The organism is Mesorhizobium sp. B2-4-19 (genome assembly GCF_006441315.1).
Lineage (GTDB): Bacteria > Pseudomonadota > Alphaproteobacteria > Rhizobiales > Rhizobiaceae > Mesorhizobium.
Map to the genome: position 1 here is coordinate 119485 of NZ_VFUV01000018.1, position 18254 is coordinate 137738.

The 18254-nt window shown below is 61.4% G+C and carries 16 protein-coding genes; 14 read left to right on the plus strand and 2 right to left on the minus strand.

Going from position 1 to position 18254, the window contains the following annotated elements; genetic code table 11:
• Positions 1 to 74: 74 nt before the first annotated feature.
• The 9 genes from cpaB (at position 75) to FJ546_RS25325 (ending at position 7999) form a co-directional block, all read left to right on the plus strand.
• Complete coding sequence (gene cpaB / locus FJ546_RS25285; RefSeq protein WP_140891820.1) at positions 75 to 1139, plus strand: Flp pilus assembly protein CpaB; 1065 nt, start codon at positions 75 to 77, stop codon at positions 1137 to 1139.
• 54 nt (positions 1140 to 1193) lie between these two features.
• Complete coding sequence (locus FJ546_RS25290; RefSeq protein ID WP_140891800.1) at positions 1194 to 2639, plus strand: type II and III secretion system protein family protein; 1446 nt, start codon at positions 1194 to 1196, stop codon at positions 2637 to 2639.
• Positions 2640 to 2643: 4 nt separating this feature from the next.
• Complete coding sequence (locus FJ546_RS25295; protein WP_246686951.1) at positions 2644 to 2928, plus strand: hypothetical protein; 285 nt, start codon at positions 2644 to 2646, stop codon at positions 2926 to 2928.
• A 76-nt stretch (positions 2929 to 3004) separates the two neighbouring features.
• Complete coding sequence (locus FJ546_RS25300) at positions 3005 to 4507, plus strand: pilus assembly protein TadG-related protein (RefSeq protein WP_140891802.1); 1503 nt, start codon at positions 3005 to 3007, stop codon at positions 4505 to 4507.
• Between the two features lie 5 nt (positions 4508 to 4512).
• A complete protein-coding gene (locus FJ546_RS25305; RefSeq protein ID WP_246686952.1) occupies positions 4513 to 5055 on the plus strand; it encodes a TadE/TadG family type IV pilus assembly protein in 543 nt (180 codons plus the stop codon).
• A gap of 2 nt (positions 5056 to 5057) precedes the next feature.
• A complete protein-coding gene (locus FJ546_RS25310) occupies positions 5058 to 5693 on the plus strand; it encodes a TadE/TadG family type IV pilus assembly protein (RefSeq protein ID WP_140891804.1) in 636 nt (211 codons plus the stop codon).
• A complete protein-coding gene (locus FJ546_RS25315) occupies positions 5690 to 6853 on the plus strand; it encodes an AAA family ATPase (RefSeq protein WP_140891805.1) in 1164 nt (387 codons plus the stop codon). Before FJ546_RS25310 ends, FJ546_RS25315 begins: the two co-directional genes overlap by 4 nt.
• Entirely contained in the window at positions 6837 to 7427 is a 591-nt protein-coding gene (locus tag FJ546_RS25320) for a L,D-transpeptidase (RefSeq protein ID WP_140891806.1), read from the plus strand. The genes FJ546_RS25315 and FJ546_RS25320 overlap by 17 nt, the downstream gene beginning before the upstream one ends.
• Complete coding sequence (locus FJ546_RS25325; RefSeq protein ID WP_140891807.1) at positions 7424 to 7999, plus strand: hypothetical protein; 576 nt, start codon at positions 7424 to 7426, stop codon at positions 7997 to 7999. Before FJ546_RS25320 ends, FJ546_RS25325 begins: the two co-directional genes overlap by 4 nt.
• An 88-nt stretch (positions 8000 to 8087) precedes the next feature.
• Here FJ546_RS25325 and FJ546_RS25330 read toward each other — a convergent pair whose 3' ends face one another.
• A complete protein-coding gene (locus FJ546_RS25330) occupies positions 8088 to 8624 on the minus strand; it encodes a hypothetical protein (protein ID WP_140891808.1) in 537 nt (178 codons plus the stop codon).
• 432 nt (positions 8625 to 9056) lie between these two features.
• Between FJ546_RS25330 and FJ546_RS25335 the strand changes: the two genes are divergently transcribed.
• From FJ546_RS25335 to FJ546_RS25350, 4 genes are read left to right on the plus strand one after another with little or no spacing between them, the layout of a single operon-like run.
• Complete coding sequence (locus FJ546_RS25335; RefSeq protein WP_140891809.1) at positions 9057 to 10505, plus strand: TolC family protein; 1449 nt, start codon at positions 9057 to 9059, stop codon at positions 10503 to 10505.
• A gap of 40 nt (positions 10506 to 10545) precedes the next feature.
• A complete protein-coding gene (locus tag FJ546_RS25340) occupies positions 10546 to 12678 on the plus strand; it encodes a type I secretion system permease/ATPase (protein WP_140891810.1) in 2133 nt (710 codons plus the stop codon).
• Positions 12679 to 12723: 45 nt separating this feature from the next.
• The gene (locus FJ546_RS25345) at positions 12724 to 14013 is read left to right on the plus strand and encodes an HlyD family type I secretion periplasmic adaptor subunit (protein WP_140891811.1); all 1290 of its coding nucleotides are present in this window, start codon (positions 12724 to 12726) and stop codon (positions 14011 to 14013) included.
• A complete protein-coding gene (locus FJ546_RS25350; RefSeq protein ID WP_140891812.1) occupies positions 14003 to 14644 on the plus strand; it encodes a ribbon-helix-helix domain-containing protein in 642 nt (213 codons plus the stop codon). The genes FJ546_RS25345 and FJ546_RS25350 overlap by 11 nt, the downstream gene beginning before the upstream one ends.
• Positions 14645 to 14727: 83 nt before the next feature.
• Here FJ546_RS25350 and FJ546_RS25355 read toward each other — a convergent pair whose 3' ends face one another.
• Positions 14728 to 15672, minus strand: a complete 945-nt coding sequence (locus FJ546_RS25355) for a transglutaminase-like cysteine peptidase (RefSeq protein ID WP_140891813.1) — start codon at positions 15670 to 15672, stop codon at positions 14728 to 14730.
• Positions 15673 to 15993: 321 nt separating this feature from the next.
• Between FJ546_RS25355 and FJ546_RS25360 the strand changes: the two genes are divergently transcribed.
• Positions 15994 to 18254, plus strand: a 2261-nt coding sequence (locus FJ546_RS25360; protein ID WP_210243122.1) for a VCBS domain-containing protein, incomplete at its 3' end; no start/stop codon positions are given.

Sequence of the window (18254 nt, forward strand, 5' to 3'; positions counted from 1 at the left end):
CCCGGGTTGTAAACCTGGGCCTGACATCGGTCGCTGCGGGCGAACCCCGCACTGTGGACTTGGGGGCTTGGGCTATGCGTGCAAATACTGTCATCATGATCGTTCTCGCCGGCGTGTTCGGCGTGCTTGCAGTGGTGCTCGCCAATATCTGGCTGGCCAATCAGCGCAGCGCGCTTGCGCAGACGAATGATATCCAGCGCGATACGGTCGTCGTGGCCGCGGTGGCGCTGAAGTTCGGTGACACGCTGTCTGCTGACAAATTGCGCGAAGTCGCATGGCCGGCGGGCGCGGTTCCGGCCGGCGCCTTCAAGACAACGGAAGATCTCCTGACGAAAGACGTCCCCCCTGGCGGAGGCTCCAAGCAGGCGTTGCAGTCGATCGGCGTCAACGAACCCGTCCTTGCCAGCAAGATCACCGGTCCTGGCCAGCGCGCCACGCTTTCGGCGGTGCTCGGCGAAGGCATGAAGGCCGTGTCCATCCGCGTCAACGACGTGCTTGGTGTCGCCGGCTTCGTCTTCCCGGGAGACCGGGTCGATGTGCTGCTGACGCGCACCGTGCGCGACAGTGACGGCAAGGACCAGAGTTTTGTCGACGTGCTGCTGCAGGGCATGAAGGTGCTCGCCGTCGACCAGGTGGCCGACGAAAGCAAGGACAGCCCGACCGTCGTCAAATCGGTCACGCTCGAGGCCAGCACCAAGGATGCACAGAAGCTGACGCTGGCAGCGGGTGCCGGCCAATTGTCGCTGGCGCTTCGCCAGGCCGCCGCCAGCAAGGGCGAAACGACGGAGCGGGTGACGCTTTCCGACCTGACCGGCGAAATGCCGGCCGACGTCGCCAAAAAGCAAGCCGAACTCGCTAAGCAGGCCGCGGCCGAGGCTGCTGCGGCAGCCGAACGTCAGCGCGCGGAAGATGCGCAGAAGCGCGCCGACGACAAGATCGCGGGATTGGCACAGGCCGTGGACCGAGTGGGAAGCAAGCTCGATGAGTTGGGCAAGGTCAAGCCGACTCCGGCCGCGGCCTCCGCGCCGGAAGTCCGGGAAGTCGTCAAATATGTCACACCTGAGCCGCCGTCGCATGCCACCGTGGGCGTTTTTCGGGGGGTGAAGCTCGAGACATATGACGTGCCGCGACAACCATGATAAGCTGCAACTAATAAAATGGGGCTGTCATTGGCAGCAATCGGGGAGACGGGGATGCAGGGGTTCTGGGTAAGGATGGCGGCGGTCGCGCTGTCCTGTTTCGCGACGCTACCAACGTGGAGTCTGGTGGCCGATGCCGCGGACCGCTTCATCGATGTGTCGAACCCCAGCGTTCATCGTGTTTTCCTGCCGATGTCGCAGTCGGTGACGATCGCGGTGAACGCCACCCTTGGCGATATCGTCGTCGGTGACGAAAAAATCGCCGACGCGCAGCCGATGACCGACCGCACGCTCTATGTCATCGGCAAGGGTGCCGGCACCACCACGGTCAATCTGTTCTCACCTGAAAAGCGCTCGCTCGGCGTCATCCAGATCGAGGTCGGCGTCGACGTCAGTGACATGGCGCAGGCGATCCGCCAGGTGGCGCCAAGGTCGCGCGTCGAAGTTGCCTCGGTCAACGGACGGGTCAGGCTGGGCGGTCATGTCAAGGACGGTGCCACGCTGGCGGCGATCCTGGAGGTGGCGAAGCAATATGGTCCCGACGACATCATCAATTCCGTCACGGTCGACGAAAGCCAGCAGGTCAACCTGGAAGTACGCGTGCTGGAGGCCAAGCGCAATGCTGGCCGCGACCTGGGCGTGTCGATCAGGGGCAACAACAGTCGTGGTACGACTCAAGTCGGAACGGGGATTACCGCCGTCGACAAGGACAAAGAGGTGCTCGGCACCGGCGGTTTTCTCAGCGACCTCCTGTCCAACTCTACGCCATTTGGGGCGCTGCTCACCCGCGTCATCGACAGCAACATCAAGGTCGACCTGTACATCGAGGCGCTTGAGGCCAAGGGCGCGGTGCGCACGCTTGCCAATCCCAATCTCACCACGCTCTCCGGCGAGCAGGCCAGCTTCAACGCCGGTGGTGAAGTTCCTATCCGAACTCTCGACAAGAATGGCGAGATCAGCATCGTCTACAAGCAGTTCGGTGTTAATCTTCTGTTCACGCCGGTCGTACTCGACGACGGCAAGATCCACATGAACCTGGCTCCGGAAGTCAGCGACCTGAACGGTTTCACCATCGCCGGCGACCCGATTTTCACCAACCGCAAACTGTCCACCGTCGTCGAATTGCGCGACGGCCAGAGCTTTGCGGTCGGCGGCCTTCTGTCCACCAAGACGACCAAGCTGCAGAACCAGGTGCCATGGCTCGGCCAGGTGCCGGTCATCGGGACGCTGTTCCGCAATTCCAGCAACCAGAAGGAAGAGACGGAGCTCGTCGTCATCGTCACGCCGCACCTCGTGCGCCCGGTGAAGCCCGGCGAGCAGTTGGAGACGCCGTTCGACAAGACGCGGCCCGCCAACGACCCGGAATTCTTCGTGCTCGGTCAGCTCGAGGTGAACAAGGACATGATCCGAAAATATGAAACGGGCGACGGCGTCACCGGCCCCTATGGCCACATGCTGCAGTTCAAATCGAAGGACAAGATGCTCTATGTCAAGAAATAGCGCCTTGATCCTCATTATTTGCACTGGCCTGCTGACGGGCTGTGCAGCGGACTATCTGAATCACTACGATTCGGTGACTTTGGCCGCCGGCGACACACAGAAATACAATTCAATGCTGCAGACGGTCGATCCGCTCAATCCGGCCTCCAGGAATACGCATATCGAAGGCGACGGTGCGCGCGCCGCCGCCGTTGCCCACAACTACAAATTTCCACCGCCGCCGCCCCCACCACCTGCCATCACGGTCAATGTTGGCGGGGCGGGGTCGGGTGTGACGACGACGCCGTAAACTGAAACGGAAGGATGCGGTTTCAGCGCGCCGGGCCAGACGAGGAACCTGGCGTCAGGGAGCAAAGAGTAAGGCCATGCTGCGGACCATTCGCGCGTTCTGGCACGATCAGAGGGGAATAGCGCTGATCCTCGTCAGCGTTACACTGCCGGCGATCATCGGCTTTTCGCTTCTGGCGATCGACATGAGCCGGGTGAACAATCTGCACAACGACCTGCAGAAGGGTGCCGATGCCTTTGCGTTGGCTGGAGCCGCCGAGCTTGACGGCTTGCCTGGCTCATGGGCCAGAGCCGAACGCGCCATGGCGAAACTTGTTATCAACCAGGCCGCATTCTCGACCGTTGGCGCTACTGGCCGCTTCACTTTGATGTCCGGGCAACCGGGCGGCACCGCACAATGCAACAGCGCCGGCAACATTTCGTGGTGTTTCCTCAAGAGCTTACCTGCATCAGACGGAGCTCCGGTCACCAGCGCAAATTATGCCAATGCAACGCAATCCATCGGCGAAGATGAAACCGTATTCATTGAAGTGAAGGTGGCGCCGACCGGTTTCGCCGCAATATTCCCGGCGTCGTTTCTGACCGGCAATTCGGCCAGTAACAGCTTCAACGTGGCTGCCAAGGCGACCGCCGGGTTTACATCGGGCGTCTGCGATTACACGCCCGTTTTCATGTGCAACCCGTATGAGGACACATCCATTACCGGCGGCGTCACGCTGGAACAGGCGGCACAAACCAGGCAATACCGCCGGCGCCAGATCGTGCTGCGGGGCGACGGATCCTACTTTCCCGGCAACTTCGCTTTCCTGGCTTCTCCGTTCGGCAATGGCGCCAACCAGCTTGAAAAGATGCTCGCCGACTCCAAGCCGCAGAATTGTTATTCGCGTGACGGCGTCGACACCGAGCCGGGACAGAACGCCGGGCCTGTAGAGAATGGCATCAACTCGCGCTTCGGCATCGATTCGTCGAACTACTCGGACGGACCTGGGGTCAATGTGCGCAAGGGTGCCAGGAACGGCAGCCAGTTCGTCAAGAGCAACAAGGTCGACTACGAAACGGACCCGACAAAGGGTGTCGGGCTTGAGCGTGACTCGTGCCAGATCGCCGGCAACTGCACCTTGATGGGCGGCCGCATGGGCGACGGTGACTGGAATTTCGCGCGCTACTGGGCCGCCAATCATCCCACACGTGCCGTGCCGGCGGCTCTGTCGGGTACCGGCGCCAATCTCCCGACACGTTATGAGGTCTATCGCTACGAGATCGACAACAATATCTATCAGGATCCTGCAGTCGGTGGCGAAACGGGTATCCCGCCTGCGGCGGCAGGCACCCCGATCTCGATCCCAGACCGCCGGTTGCTTTACGGCGCAATCCTGGACTGCAATGCGCTTCAGGCTTCGGGCACGAATTTCAGCGGCCGCCAGACGGGCATTCCAGTGAGGAGATTCGGCAGCTTCTTCATCACCGAGCCTATCAAGAACGGGAAGGATATCTACGTCGAGTTGGTCGACATCACCGGCAAGGGCGGCAACGGTACGCTCGACAACTACCTGCGCGACGAAGCGCAGCTTTACCGGTGACCGCGATGTTCAAGATGCTGTCCCGATATATAGATCGATTTCGTCACGATCAACGCGGCGCGGTGATCGTCGAGATGACATTGATCACGCCGCTGATGCTGGCCTTGTCGGCGGGAGTGTTCGAGTTCGGCAACCTGATCCATGACAAGCTGCTGATGGAGGCCGGGCTTACAGACGCCGCTCGCTATGCCGCGCGCTGCAACAGTCAATTGTATACCGACTCCGGACTGGCGGCGATCGACTGTGCCACCATTGCCGCGAACATCGCCGTCTACGGAAAGCCATCCGTAACCGTTGTTAACGGCGTCGTGACCGATACTGCGCGCGTCAGCGGCTGGCAGACATCGAATGTCACCGTGACCACCAACAACTCCTGCCAGGATACCGTGGTGGGCGGCGTTACCCAATATCGCGCCACCACGGCACAAGTCTGCACCGTACGCGCGTCCGGTACCTACCCATACACCGGTGTCGGGATGCTGTCATTCATCGGCATCGGGCCGATAACGCTGCAGGGCTCCCACGACGAGCGGTTGATCCGGTTCTGATCATGATCCAGCGCTTCGCAAAATCGGAAGACGGCGCGGCGATGGTGGAAATGACCATCGTATCGACGCTGCTGTTCTCGCTTGTCCTGGGGTTCGTCGATTTCGGCTATGCGTTCTATCAATGGAATGCGGCCACCAAGGCGGTTCAAGTCGGCGCCCGGCTGGCGTCGATATCGGATGCGGTGGCAACCAACCTCGCGACCGCGGGGCCGATCTCGTCTCCCGGCGCCCCGATTGTCGCCGGCGCGTATGGTCCCTTCGTCTGCACCTACACCGCCGGCACGGGCGGCTGCAGCAACGGCGGCGGCTTCAGCGCCGCCAATTTCAGTCGCATCTTTCGTGGCGACACCGCAAACACCAATGACGACGCCTGCCCGGCGCTGGCGGCAAACCAGCGGGCGGGCATGTGCCATTTCTTTCCGGGCCTGCTGCGCAGCAACGTCGTCGTCACCTACTCGGCGAGTGGTTTGGGCTATCAGACCCGGCTAGGTGGTCCGGTGCCGACAATCACCGTCAATCTGCAGAACAGGACCTTCCAGTTCTTTTTCCTCCAGGGACTGATGGGTTTCGCCAACATCAACATGCCCTCCATGCTGAGCACGGTCACGGGCGAAGATCTGAAGAGCATCTGGCCATGAACGCCATCAACACCAAGGTTACTCCGACCAAGCGAAAGCAGGTGGCGCTGTTTTCGTCGGATCCGAATTTCAAGCGCGACGTGGCGACGCGGCTCGATGCGCTGGCGATCTATGACGTCAGGGTTTCCGAGACGGATGATTTTCTCAAAGGTCCGCCAGCCGATACGCGCCCGGGCATCGTCATCCTCGATCTCGGCGGCGGCGAGTTGCTCGGCAAGCCCGGCATCGTCGAGGCGCGCGCGCTGTGGGCGACGGTGCCGCTGATCGCGGTTTCCGATGAGCTGACGTCGGAACAGACGCGCGTGCTGGTGCGCATGAACGCCTCGGACTGGCTGCACAAGCCGCTCGACGGCAAGGAACTGCTCAATGCGGTGACCTTCCACGACACCGGCAACCAGGGCGCCAAAAGCCGGATCATCACCTTCATCAGCGCCAGCGGCGGCGCCGGCGCCACGACGCTGGCGCTTTCGGCGGCCGAATTCCTCGCCTCGAAATCGGCAGAGCGCGCGGCTTCGACCTGCCTGGTCGATCTCGACTTCCAGAGCGCCAATTGCGGCGCCTATCTCAATCTGTTCAACCAGTTCGATCTCGCGGGCATTATCAACCAGCCGGAAAGGCTGGATGTCGAGCTGATGGATGTCATCAAGCTGACGCGCCCCTCCGGTCTCACCCTCTACGCGTTCGAGAGACCGCAACTGCCCTTCGAGCCGCACGGCAGCGATTTCGTCTTCCGGCTCCTGGACCTCGTCGCCTACCGCTTCGACGACATCGTCATCGACCTGCCGAATATCGAAACGCCCTGGCACAATTCGGTGCTGTCGACCAGCGACGAGATCTTCATCGTCTTCGAACTCAACGTCGCTTCGCTGCGGCAAGGCAAGCGGCTCTACAAGAAGATCCGCGAACTGCGCGGCAATGCGGTCAGCATCACGCTCGTCGCCAACAAGCACAAGCGCAAATGGTTCGGGAACCATTTTTCGCGCAGCGAGCTCGAGAAGATATTCAAGGCGCCGCACATCAAATCGGTCGCGCTGGACAACGCTCTTCTGACCGATGCCTTGAACCGGGCGATCCTGCCCTCCGAAGTGGACGGCAGGGCGCGCTTCAACAAGGATCTGAAGAAGATGTTCAAAGAGCGGCTCGATGACGCTGCCCGCTAGAGAAGGCCTCGTCCCCAGGCTGGCCGGCACCTGCGTGCTTGGCCTGGTGCTGGCGATGTCCGCCCAGGGCCTCGCCGAGGCGCGGTCGGGGCTTTCGGATCGGCCGCCGCTGCCGGCGATGGGCCCCAGCCTGCGCAAGGCGGTTGCCTTCGCGACCACCGAACAGCCGGGAACGATCATCATCCGCAAGAGCGAGAAGGCGCTTTACCTGGTGACCCGCCAGGGCCAGGCGTTGCGCTACCAGATCAGCGTCGGGCGTGACGGATTTGGCTGGACCGGGGTGGTGAAGGTCGGTGCCAAGACGGAATGGCCGCAGTGGCGCCCGCCCCGGGAAATGCGCGCCCGCCAACCGGAACTGCCGGAGCTGGTGCCCTCGGGTCCTTATAACCCCTTGGGCGCGCGGGCGCTGTATCTGCTGCGGGACGGACACGACACGCTCTATCGCATCCATGGCACCAACGATCCCTCGGGCGTGGGATTCGATGGCACGTCGGGCTGCTTTCGCCTTACCAACACGGATGTGATCGATCTTTTCAAGCGCGTGCCGGTTGGCACCAAGGTGGTGGTTCAATGACGACGATCAGCGACCCGCATGTACCGACTGTCTCGGCCGAGCCGATCGAACCGCAACTGCTCGGCAGGGATGCGAGCCGGTCGCGGCTGGCGGTCGTCGTCGGCGTTGGATTGACCCTGTTTGCCGTGCTGAACGCAACCGCCGCCATCTACCTCTATCGAGGCATCAGCGACCTGCGCACCGTGGAGGGACGTCTTGAGGAGCTCGGTGCGTTCGAGCAGCGGATCGTCGCCCGGCTCGATATGGTCAACAACGGTTTTCAGAGCCGGTTCGAAAAGCTGGACAGCCAATTGCAGGGCAATTTCAACGAAATCAACGGCAACATAGCCCGGTTGCAACAAAACCCTTCCTCGGCGCGCGACGCTGACGTCTCGGGCGCGCCGGAGCCCGTCGTCACGACGAGTACCGTGGCGGAAGCTTCTCCGGACACCGAAGTCGCGGCGGGGCCTGCAATTGCCGATACGCCGCGGCCACCCAAGAGAAGGGTTGCCGCCGCGCCCCCGGGCCCGAACCCGGCCTACCAGCGAACGGAAACGCCGGACGGCAAGGTCTATTATCGCAAGATCAATTGAGGCGTATCGGGGTTCCGGTGAGGCCGAACGGAGCTGAGCTTCATGCAGTTGCCGACGTCCGGACGTTTTCGAAACGCCCTATGCCAGACTAAAGATCCCGTCCCAAAGTCATGAGACGCAGGGCCAGAGCCTCACCGCGCACTCGTGTCTCGCGAAGGAACGCGACGTGACAGTACGCGCAGGCCGCGAAGCCCAGAACGAGCACCAGGCTGTTCTGCCAGGTAAAATCGATCTTCAGGGCGAATTGGAGGCCGTTGGACATCGGAAATGCCGCGACCGTGCTCGCCGTCTCCGAATGACTGCTGGACGCGATCATCAGTCCGGCAAAGAGCAGCGCGACGTGGTTGGCCAGGAAGAAGGCGGCCGCCGGTCTCACACGGCAAGCGCTCCAGAACACCAGTGCCGCGGCAACCAGGATGACGGCATCCAGGGCCATCGAACCGTAGAGATACGGGTCGATCTGTTGCCAGAACATCGCCGACAAGGGCCGCAGTTCAAGCCAGATCCTCCACATGGCGGGGCTGGCGGGATAGCTCCCGAGCAGCATGGTCGCCATTCGCTCGCAGGCCAAAACCACCAGGATGAAAGCCGGAAAAGCGAAGAGTAGTATCGGCCTGCGCTTCATTTTAACCTCTACAATCTGGCATCAGCATAGATTGCAGAGATTGAGCGAGGCTTAACGCAAGGGCGCCGCTATGCCCCTGCTGGGCCGTATCGGCCCTTCATGCCGTGGTCGCATGATCTTGGCCGAACGCCGCCAAATTTCCACGGCCGCCTTCCCGCCCATGCAGGCTTTACACGATTCCGCCAGCATCGAGCCGTATATGCGTCTGGACTTTTCCACACTAGGCGGCGCTTGGCTGAAGCCGCGGCCAACCTTTTTTTGTGCCATTTTTGCTACATTTCCCAACCTTATGGCTCAGATGAGCGATTTATGTTCCCCTAAATTAATAATAACTCACATATTTTCTTGAAATTGTTGGATAGTCGCCTGAGACAGGGTCAGGCTTGGATCAGCGCCCGCAAAAGGGCGCAGGGGAATGTTGGGGCGGGTTAAATGAATACGAGAAGCATCTCGACTGTGGGCAAGCGCCTTGGTCTTTTGATGGCGGCTACGATGCTGACCTGCGCAAGTGCGAGTGCGCTTACGCTCAAGGAAGCGATGGCGGTCGCGGTCGAATCCAATCCCGAAATCGGCCAAGCCATAGAAAATCGCGAAGCAATCGAGTTCGAGCTGCGTCAGGCCAAGGGCCTCTATCTTCCCAGCGTCGACGTGGAAGCGTCGACCGGGGCTCGCCGTCTCGACAATTCCTCCCGACGCGCGCTCTCGATAGAGCATGACGCACTTTATCCGGCGGAAACCGATCTGACGGTTTCGCAGACGCTCTATGACAGCGGCGCAAGGCGGGCCGAATTGAACCGCCAGGCCTCGCGCGTCGACGGCGCGTCGTTTCGTGTGCTGGAGCGGTCTGAATTCATCGGACTCTCGGTTGTCCAGGACTACCTTGAATACATGCTTCAGGCTTCGATCGTGGCAGAGGCAAAGAAAAACCTGGGCTTCCACCAAGCAATCCTCCACGACATCCAGGAAGGCATTGCTGGCGGCGGGTTGAACGAGGCCGACCGGCAACAGGCCGAAGAGCGCCTGTTCGCGGCCAAGGCCCGCATGCAGGAAGCCTCGGAGGAGCTGGAGGCCTCGAGGATCCGGTTCTTCAAGACCGTCGGGAAGCCCTTGACCAATGCATCGAGGCCGGCCGATGTTTCCGGCGCGCTGCCAAGGTCGCTGGACGATGCGATTGGCCTTGCGCGGGAGAGCAATCCGCGCGTCCATATGGCCAACAGCGATATCGCCGCCGCGGCTTCGCTGGTGGATGCCGCTCGCGCGAAATACGGCCCCTCGGTCGTCGCCGAAGGCGTCGCCCGGGCTGGGTATGACATCGACGGTGACAATGGCGACACATCCGACCTGCAGGCACGCCTGGTGCTGCGGTGGAACCTGTATAGGGGCGGCATCGACAAGGCCAATGAGCAAGAACAGATCCGTCGCACCAGCGAGCAGCGGCTTGCGCAGCACCAGGTGCTGCGGGAAATCGAAGAAGCCGTTCGCACATCGTGGGATCGCCGCTTCCGGCAAGCCGACCTGGCAAAAACGCTGAAGCTGCAGGCCGCTTCCAACGAGAAGCTGGTCGCGTCCTATCGCGAGCAATTCAAGGTCGGACAGCGCTCGCTGCTCGATGTGCTGGATGCGCAGAATACGCGTTTCAACACGGCGACACTGGCCGACACAGCATCCTACGCCTCTCTTTTCGCCCAATACCGGCTTCTCGCGGCCACCGGGCAGTTGCTGAAAACGATGGACATCCGCCCGCCAAAGCAGGCCGCGGCCTATGCGCGGACCGAGTTTAGCGCACCGGAAACGGCTGACACGGAAACCTATGCGCGCACGCCGTCGGAACAGAAGAACGACCTGCCATTCGATATCCTGGCACCGGTCAGGAAAAAGTAAGCGGATGTAAGGACCGATCGAAAGTCCCTAAGGACAGATCGTGAATCAGCAACCCAACATCCTCTCCCCGAAGGAGGCGTTCAAGGCCTGCTTCTCCGCCATTGCCGGGTATCTCGGCAGGCCGAGCGCGCAAACGGTGCTGTTCGCCGGCGTGCCACTATCGGACACGCATATCGACATCGAAGCCATCCGGCATATTGCCGAGCGCATTGGCCTCGAAATCACCGAATTCAGCCATCGCGAGTTTCTTCGGGGACGCATCGACCTCCCCGCCATCGTGTTTCGCGTCAGTCAATTGCCGGTTGCCCTGCTGGCCGAAACGGAGGACGGCGCATTCACGACCGCTCCCCAGGAAGACGGCCGCGTAACCATCACGAAATCCGAATTGGCCGCCAGCTACATCAGTGGCGGCGTTTCCTTCTCGATAACATACGCCAACACTGCCGAAGGGATGAATGTCGGTTCGGCGCCGAAGATCGAGCGGCGACATTGGCTGACGGGGACGATGGGTCCGTTCTGGCGCACCTATTCGAAGGTTATCCTGGCGGCAATCTTCATCAACATGCTGGCCATCGCCTCGCCGATCTTCACCATGAACGTCTATGACAGGATCTTGCCGAACAAGGCGATATCGACGCTATGGGTGCTGTCGATCGGCATCGCCGCGGTCATCCTGTTCGACCTGCTTCTGAAGACCGCCAGAGCGTCCCTCATCGACTATGCCGGGCGCAAGGCGGATCTGCGCATTTCCTATTTGCTGTTCGAGAAAGTGCTGAACTCGTCCCTGTCGGCGCGGCCAGGCTCGACAGGCGAATATGCAAATCGGGTGACGCAGTATGAATTCGTGCGCGAATTCTTCACGTCCAACACCATAAGCGTGTTTATCGACACCGCCTTCGTTTTCGTCTTTCTCCTGGTCATCTATGCGATCGGCGGATGGCTGGTCATCATACCGGCGCTGGCCTTCGTGGCTTCCGTGATCGTCGGGCTGATCACGCAACGACGCATCGGCAAGCGTGTCGCGGCCTCCATGAACGAGGCCTCGCAACGGCAGGCCCTGCTGGTCGAATCCATCTCCACGCTGGAGACGATCAAGTCGCTGCGGGCCGAGGCGTATCTGTTGCGAAAATGGGGAGAGCACTCCAAGAACGCGTCCAACACATCCGAGAAGATCAAGCAGCTTTCGGCGGCCGCCGGCAACATAACGCAGGCCATCCAGCAGATGGTCACCGTCGCCCTGATCGTGGCCGGCGCCTACGCCTTCTCGGAAGGACACGTCTCCACCGGAGCCATTATCGGCACCGTGATGCTGGCCGGCCGGGCGGTGTCTCCACTTGGCCAGATCGCCATCACCTTGTCCAGGCTTCGCCAGGCCATGCTCTCCTTGCGCATGGTGAACTCGATCATGGCGCAGCCGGAGGATCGCCCGGATACGGTGGGTTTCGTCAACCGGCCCATTCGCAACGGCGCCATGGTGTTCAGAAATGTCGGCTTTGTCTATCCGGGCTCCGAGAACGAGGTCCTGACCGGCCTGAATTTCTCGGTGAAGCCAGGTGAGCGCATCGGCATCATCGGTCGCATCGGTTCGGGAAAGACAACGATGGGCCGGCTGATCGGCAGGCTCTTCCTGCCGACGTCAGGCGAGCTGCTGCTGGACGGGATCGACATCCGCCAATACCACCCTTCGGAGGTTCGCGCCGCGGTCGGGATCGTCGCGCAGGCCAACGATCTGTTTTCCGGCACCATCAAGGAAAACCTCCTGATGGCATGTCCGGAGGCGACCGATGAGCAGATCGTCGAAGCGGCAAAGGCTGCCGGCGTCGACGATTTCGTCTCCCGTCACCCGCGTGGCTACGACATGAATGTCGGCGAGCGCGGCACCAATCTCTCGGGCGGCCAGAGGCAGACTATGGCGATTGCCCGTCTGTTGCTGACCAGACCGAAAATCGTCTTCCTGGACGAGCCGTCGGGTTCGATGGACCTGGCTTCCGAGCGGCAGCTGATCAAGCAGCTCAAAGTGGCTTTCGACCGGAACACGACGCTGATCATTTCAACGCATCGCTTCAGCATGCTCGAACTGGCCGACCGTCTTATCGTCATCGAGCAAGGCAGGATCGTTGCCGATGGACCAAAAGACCAAGTGATACAGGCGCTGCAGAAAACAAGCACCTGAAAAACAGACTTATTGAACGCATTCAATGCGTTGGGGTTGTAGGACATGCTTGCAAGGGAAGACCGGCCGCCGCTTTTCGCGTCGGCGTCCTTGTTCATCATAGGGGCACTCTTTGTGTCATCCGTCGCCTGGGCGTCCTTTGCCGAGGTCGACGAAATCGCGCGCGGCGAAGGCAAGGTCATACCGGCTTCCAAGACCCAGATCATCCAGGCCAGCGAGCCGGGCGTCGTTCAGGAAATTGCCGTGAAGATCGGGCAGATCGTCAAGAAGAACGATCTCATCATCCGCCTCGACAACACGATGAACACGTCCAGCCTCGGTGAGCAACAGGCCAAGGCACGGGCGCTCCAGACGCGCATTGCACGGCTGAAATTCGAGCAGACCGGCAATATCGACGGTCCATTTCCCTGTCCGGCCGAAATCCAGAAGGTCGCGCCGGAAATCTGCGACAACGAGCAGAAGCTGCTGGTTGCGCGCCGTGACAACTTCCAGGTCAAGCTGTCGGTCCTCAAGTCGCGTCTCGACCAGCGCCTGAACGAATTGGACGAAGCCAACGCCAATCTCGATCGCCTCACCAAGAATCTCGAAGTCAGCGACCGGGAAACGGCGCTGGTCGAATCCATGGCCAAGAAGGGGCTGATGGCCAAGACCGAGCAGATCCGCGTCGAGCGGGAGCAGACCGAACTGCATGGGCAGCTGAAGCTCGCCGGTGAAACCATCAAGAAGGCCAAGGCGGCCACAACCGAAGCCCAGCTTCAAGTCAACGAACTCGGCCTGCAGTTGCAACAGGAGGCGCTGAGTGACCTGACCCAGGCGCTGGCCGATCTTTCGGTCGTCGATGAGACCATACGCGGCGCCACCGACAAGGTGGCGCGCACGGACATCCGCTCGCCTGTCGACGGCATCGTCAACACGCTTGACATCAACACGGTCGGCGCCTTCGTACAGCCCGGCGCGGTCGTGGCCGGCATCGTGCCCACATCCGAGACCCTGCTGGTCGAAGCGCGGGTTTCACCGCGCGATGTTGCCTTCATCCGGCCGGACCAGGACGCGTTGATCAAGATTACCGCCTATGATTTCTCGATCTTCGGCGGCATCGAGGGCAAGGTCTCCAACATCACCGCCGACAGCCTGGTCGACCAGAAGACTGGCGAGCCCTACTACCAGGTGCGCGTCGCAACCGAGAGGTCGACGCTGACGCGAGATGGCAAGAGCTATTCGATCATCCCCGGCATGATCTGTTCGGTCGATATCAAGACCGGGCGCAAAACCATCCTCACCTATCTGATGAAGCCGATCAACAAGGCACGCGAGGAGGCAATGAGTGAACGATAGCGCCACCTCTCCCGCCGCCGATCGCGAGCGGCTGCTGCCACCCATGGCTACTGAGGATTTCGGGCTGGAATTCCGGGTCGTGGCGCGTGGCGGCACGCGACGCGGCATTCGTCTGGAGCGGGCATTCTGGACCACGCTGAAGCAGATGGCCGAAAGCCGCAAATGCACGATCGGCATGCTGATCGACGAGATCGCCGAAAGCCATGCCCACACAGGAAACCTGACGTCGGCAATCCGGGTGGCCTGCATGCGCGGACTGGCCGACGAAAACCAGACCTTGCGAAGGCTCGCGTCGATCAAGACGATCAACGCCATTCTGGTCGCCTGCCCGTCGCCGGCTTTTGCGCTTTCATCGTCGAAGAGGATCCTGACCTTCAACGCGCCGTTCCAGCAACTGGTCAGGCGTCAATTGCCGGCCGCGCCAAGCGAAGATGCGCGCCACGACCTGAAGCTTGCCCTGGATCTCAATGTCGCTGACATATTCGCGCGGCTCGACGCCAATGGCGAAACGCCGGTCGCCACCGGTTTCGTCATTGGCGCGGGCGACCGCCGCTACCGGGGGCAATTGAATGCGGTGCGAGCGCCGGTGCTCGAACCGGAGCTGCTGATGGCCTTCGTTTTCGGCGGCTAGTGCCTATCGCCCGAAAGTGACCCAGTTCTGGGGAGACGACATGAGAGCGAAGGCGTGCCGAACCGGTGCTTCGCTTGGCTATGCTATGGCTGCAGGCCCTCGCCAGGTGCGACCGTCGCAAGGCCGCCCTTGATATCGGCGACCTGGGCCGCGCCGGGCCTAGTGCCGTGGATCCACGCGCGGTCGGTGCTGAACGAGTACAATGGCACGTAGTCTGGAAGATCGCTGTCGCGCGAGACGACGTTGCTCAGGCTGTCCAGAATGAAGACGCCGCTGCCGGTGCTGACGGACAGCACGGCATGAAAGAAACCGCGCTTGCGATCCTGCAGGACGACGAGCGACATGCTCTGCGCCGGAATGCCGGCACGCAGCAGCGCCGCCATCTTGAGAATGGCGAAATCCTCGCAGTCACCTGCCCGTCGCTCGAGAGTTTCCGAAGGCTTGGCCCAGTAGTCGAGCTTGCCGTAAACCACGCTGTCCTTCTTATAGGCGATCGCGTGATTTATGCTCGAGTTGATGAAGGACAGCTTGTCGACAAACCGCTTGTCCCTGGCGGCATTGACGATCGCCGTGAAGATGCTGTTCTTGCCGTCGCACGCAGTGCCCGTGGAACAGTCGACGATTGCCTTGTAGACCGGCGCCCAACGCGCGGAGACCGGAAAATTATGCATGGACAGCGCAACCGATCCGAACACGCCGGGAATGATCGCCGCCGTCTTGATGGGATCGATCCCGGCATTGCCTTGCACCGCCGAAGAGCCGGTTTCCTGATCGCTGCTGGCTGGACCGTAGCTGCCAAGAACCACACCGATTCTGTAGGCCGAGGCCGGCTGCCAAGGCTGCCGCCGCAGCAGCGAAATGCCGCCGAGGACAGGAGGCGTTTCGACGTTCGCCAGCAGCGAATCGACACGATCGGCGCTGGCTGGGAACGTGCTGGCGAACGATGGATGCGACAGGCCGAGAATGCCGATTGCCAGCAGCAGCGCTTTGAGCCCGGTTGCCCCCAGGGCAGATTTTTCTTTTGTCATAACGCCCACCTTTGACTGTGGACGCTACCAATCTCGTCTCAAATTATTGGAAAGGAAGGTGGATAAATTTCCAGTACTTCATGTCAGTTGTTTTTTGTAAAATTTTATACAAATTTATACTTCTGTTTACCAAGCAACCAAAGCCGGACCCGCCAAACGGATTGCACATCGGCCAATGTATATCAGGTTATATGTTTCGAGTTTACCACGCATAAAAAATGCCGAAGCCTGCATACCAGAATATATGAAACAGATTGCGGGGCAGTTGCAAAGTAGAAGTGGCCCATGTCTCTTTCCGGGAAATGCCGGAGGGGTTTGGCTATGACCACCAGTAACGATTTGGACACCGTCTCTCATTCCTGGGACGAGCACTCTGAACATAACGGCCTGCCGTCGCAGGCGATGCAGGTCGCGGAGGCCAGCCCGGCGCAAAAGGCGGCTCCGGCCGCCGCTGAACCGGTTCCCGTCGATGTCGGCAACGGCACGCCCGTCAAACCGGAAGCACCCGCGGAGGCCAAGGCCCCGGCGGCAGTCGCGCCGCACGAATATGTGGCCGACGCCAACCATGTGGTGAAGCTTCCCGCCAACGTCTCGATCGACAACATCAAGGTCGACGGCCATAACCTCGTGCTCGAGCAGGCCGACGGTTCGGTGATCGTCATCAAGGACGGCGCCCTCAACGTGCCGACCTTCATCATCGGCGATGTCGAAGTGCCGCGCGTTGCCTTGATCGCGGCGTTGGAAGCAAGCCATGTCGACGTCGCCTTCGGCGCCGACGGTTCCATATCGGCAGGCCCAGGCGGTTCGACGTCGAGTGCCGGTGGAGACTTCTCGGTTCCGCCCGGCGGTATCGGCAACGGATTCGGCCTTTCGGCACTGTTGCCGCCGACGGATCTGGCGTTCGGTCAGCCGGATCATCGCGAGCTGTTCCCGAGCCTGCTGCCCAACTCCACGCCGACGATCCTCGACTTGACGCCTGAGACGAGCGGCGGCGACACCATCGTGCATGAACACGGCCTGACGTCGGTTGCCGACACCAGCGAGATCAACACTGGAACCTTCACCATTTCCTCGCCCGACGGAATCGGTTCGCTGACCGTCAACGGCCAGGTGATTTCGGGCGCAGCGCTTGCCAACAGCACATCGACGCCGATCAACATCACCACGCCGCTCGGCAACACGCTGACCATCAACGGCTATGACGCCGCGACCGGCAAGGTGAGCTACAGCTACACGCTTGAGCATAGCGAGCAGCACCCGGCAGGCGCCGACAACAATTCCATCTTCGACAACATGACTGTGACGGTCACCGACACGGACGGCGACGTCTCGGCTCCCGGCACACTGTCGGTTCAAATCGTCGACGACGTGCCGGTTGCGCACAATGCCGATGCCGGCCCGTTGACCGAAGACGGCGCCACGACCACCGTTGGGGGCAACGTCACGACCGATTACGGCAACACGTTCGGCGCCGATGGCCCGGCAGCAACAAGCCCGGTGACCTGGGGCACGGTGACCGCCATGCAGGGCGGCAGCACAGTCAACCTGGCCGATTACGGCACGCTGACGCAGAACGCCAACGGCACCTGGAACTTCGTGCTGGACAACAGCAAGCCTGCGACACAGGCATTGGCTGACGGCAACACGGTCAACGTGTCGTTCGACTACACGCTGACCGACAAGGACAGCGACGCCGACAGCAAGACCATCACGTTCGAGATCAATGGCGCCAATGACAATGCGACCGTCGTGGTTACACCGAGCGATGACGCCAATGCCGGTGGCGCTTCCAACGTTGTGTACGAACACGGCCTGACCTCGGTTGCCGATACCAGCGAGACCGACACCGGCACGTTCAAGGTCACCGCCACCGATGGCATCCAGGACGTGACCATCGGTACCGAGACGCACACTCTAGCTGACTGGCTCGGCAAGACCATCAACACGGGTGAAGGCACGCTGACGGTCACCGGCGTAACACCCGCGGGAGCCGGCACGGAGGCCACCTTCGCCTACAGCTACACGCTCAACGCCGCGCAGCCCCACCCCGCTGGCGACGGCAACAACACGCTACCCGACAGCGTCGCGGTCGCCGTCGACGGCGTCGGCGGCTCCCACGGCGCCGGCACGATCAGCATCCTGATCGTCGACGACGTGCCGGTTGCGCACAAGGCCGATGCCGGCTCGCTGACCGAAGACGGTGCCACGACCACCGTTGGGGGCAACGTCACGACCGATTACGGCAACACATTCGGCGCCGATGGCCCGGCAGCAGCGAGCCCAGTGACCTGGGGCACGGCGACCGCCACGCTGGGCGGCAGCACAGTCAACCTGGCCGACTACGGCACGCTGACGCAGAACGCTAACGGCACCTGGAACTTCGTGCTGGACAACAGCAAGCCGGCGACACAGGCGTTGGCTGACGGCAATACGATCAACGTGTCGTTCGACTACACGCTGACCGACAAGGACAGCGACGCCGACAGCAAGACCATCACATTCACGATCAACGGCACCAATGACACCCCCACGATCACCGGCGACACCACGGGTGCGGTCGTCGAAGCCGGCAATGCCGATCC

Excerpts from the sequence above, each read along its gene's own strand:
- cpaB (WP_140891820.1), top strand. The coding sequence starts at position 75 with ATGCGTGCAAATACTGTCATCATGATCGTTCTCGCCGGCGTGTTCGGC.
- FJ546_RS25290 (WP_140891800.1), top strand. The coding sequence starts at position 1,194 with ATGCAGGGGTTCTGGGTAAGGATGGCGGCGGTCGCGCTGTCCTGTTTC.
- FJ546_RS25300 (WP_140891802.1), top strand. The coding sequence starts at position 3,005 with ATGCTGCGGACCATTCGCGCGTTCTGGCACGATCAGAGGGGAATAGCG.
- FJ546_RS25305 (WP_246686952.1), top strand. The coding sequence starts at position 4,513 with ATGTTCAAGATGCTGTCCCGATATATAGATCGATTTCGTCACGATCAA.
- FJ546_RS25310 (WP_140891804.1), top strand. The coding sequence starts at position 5,058 with ATGATCCAGCGCTTCGCAAAATCGGAAGACGGCGCGGCGATGGTGGAA.
- FJ546_RS25315 (WP_140891805.1), top strand. The coding sequence starts at position 5,690 with ATGAACGCCATCAACACCAAGGTTACTCCGACCAAGCGAAAGCAGGTG.
- FJ546_RS25320 (WP_140891806.1), top strand. The coding sequence starts at position 6,837 with ATGACGCTGCCCGCTAGAGAAGGCCTCGTCCCCAGGCTGGCCGGCACC.
- FJ546_RS25325 (WP_140891807.1), top strand. The coding sequence starts at position 7,424 with ATGACGACGATCAGCGACCCGCATGTACCGACTGTCTCGGCCGAGCCG.
- FJ546_RS25330 (WP_140891808.1), bottom strand. The coding sequence starts at position 8,624 with ATGAAGCGCAGGCCGATACTACTCTTCGCTTTTCCGGCTTTCATCCTG.
- FJ546_RS25335 (WP_140891809.1), top strand. The coding sequence starts at position 9,057 with ATGAATACGAGAAGCATCTCGACTGTGGGCAAGCGCCTTGGTCTTTTG.
- FJ546_RS25345 (WP_140891811.1), top strand. The coding sequence starts at position 12,724 with ATGCTTGCAAGGGAAGACCGGCCGCCGCTTTTCGCGTCGGCGTCCTTG.
- FJ546_RS25355 (WP_140891813.1), bottom strand. The coding sequence starts at position 15,672 with ATGACAAAAGAAAAATCTGCCCTGGGGGCAACCGGGCTCAAAGCGCTG.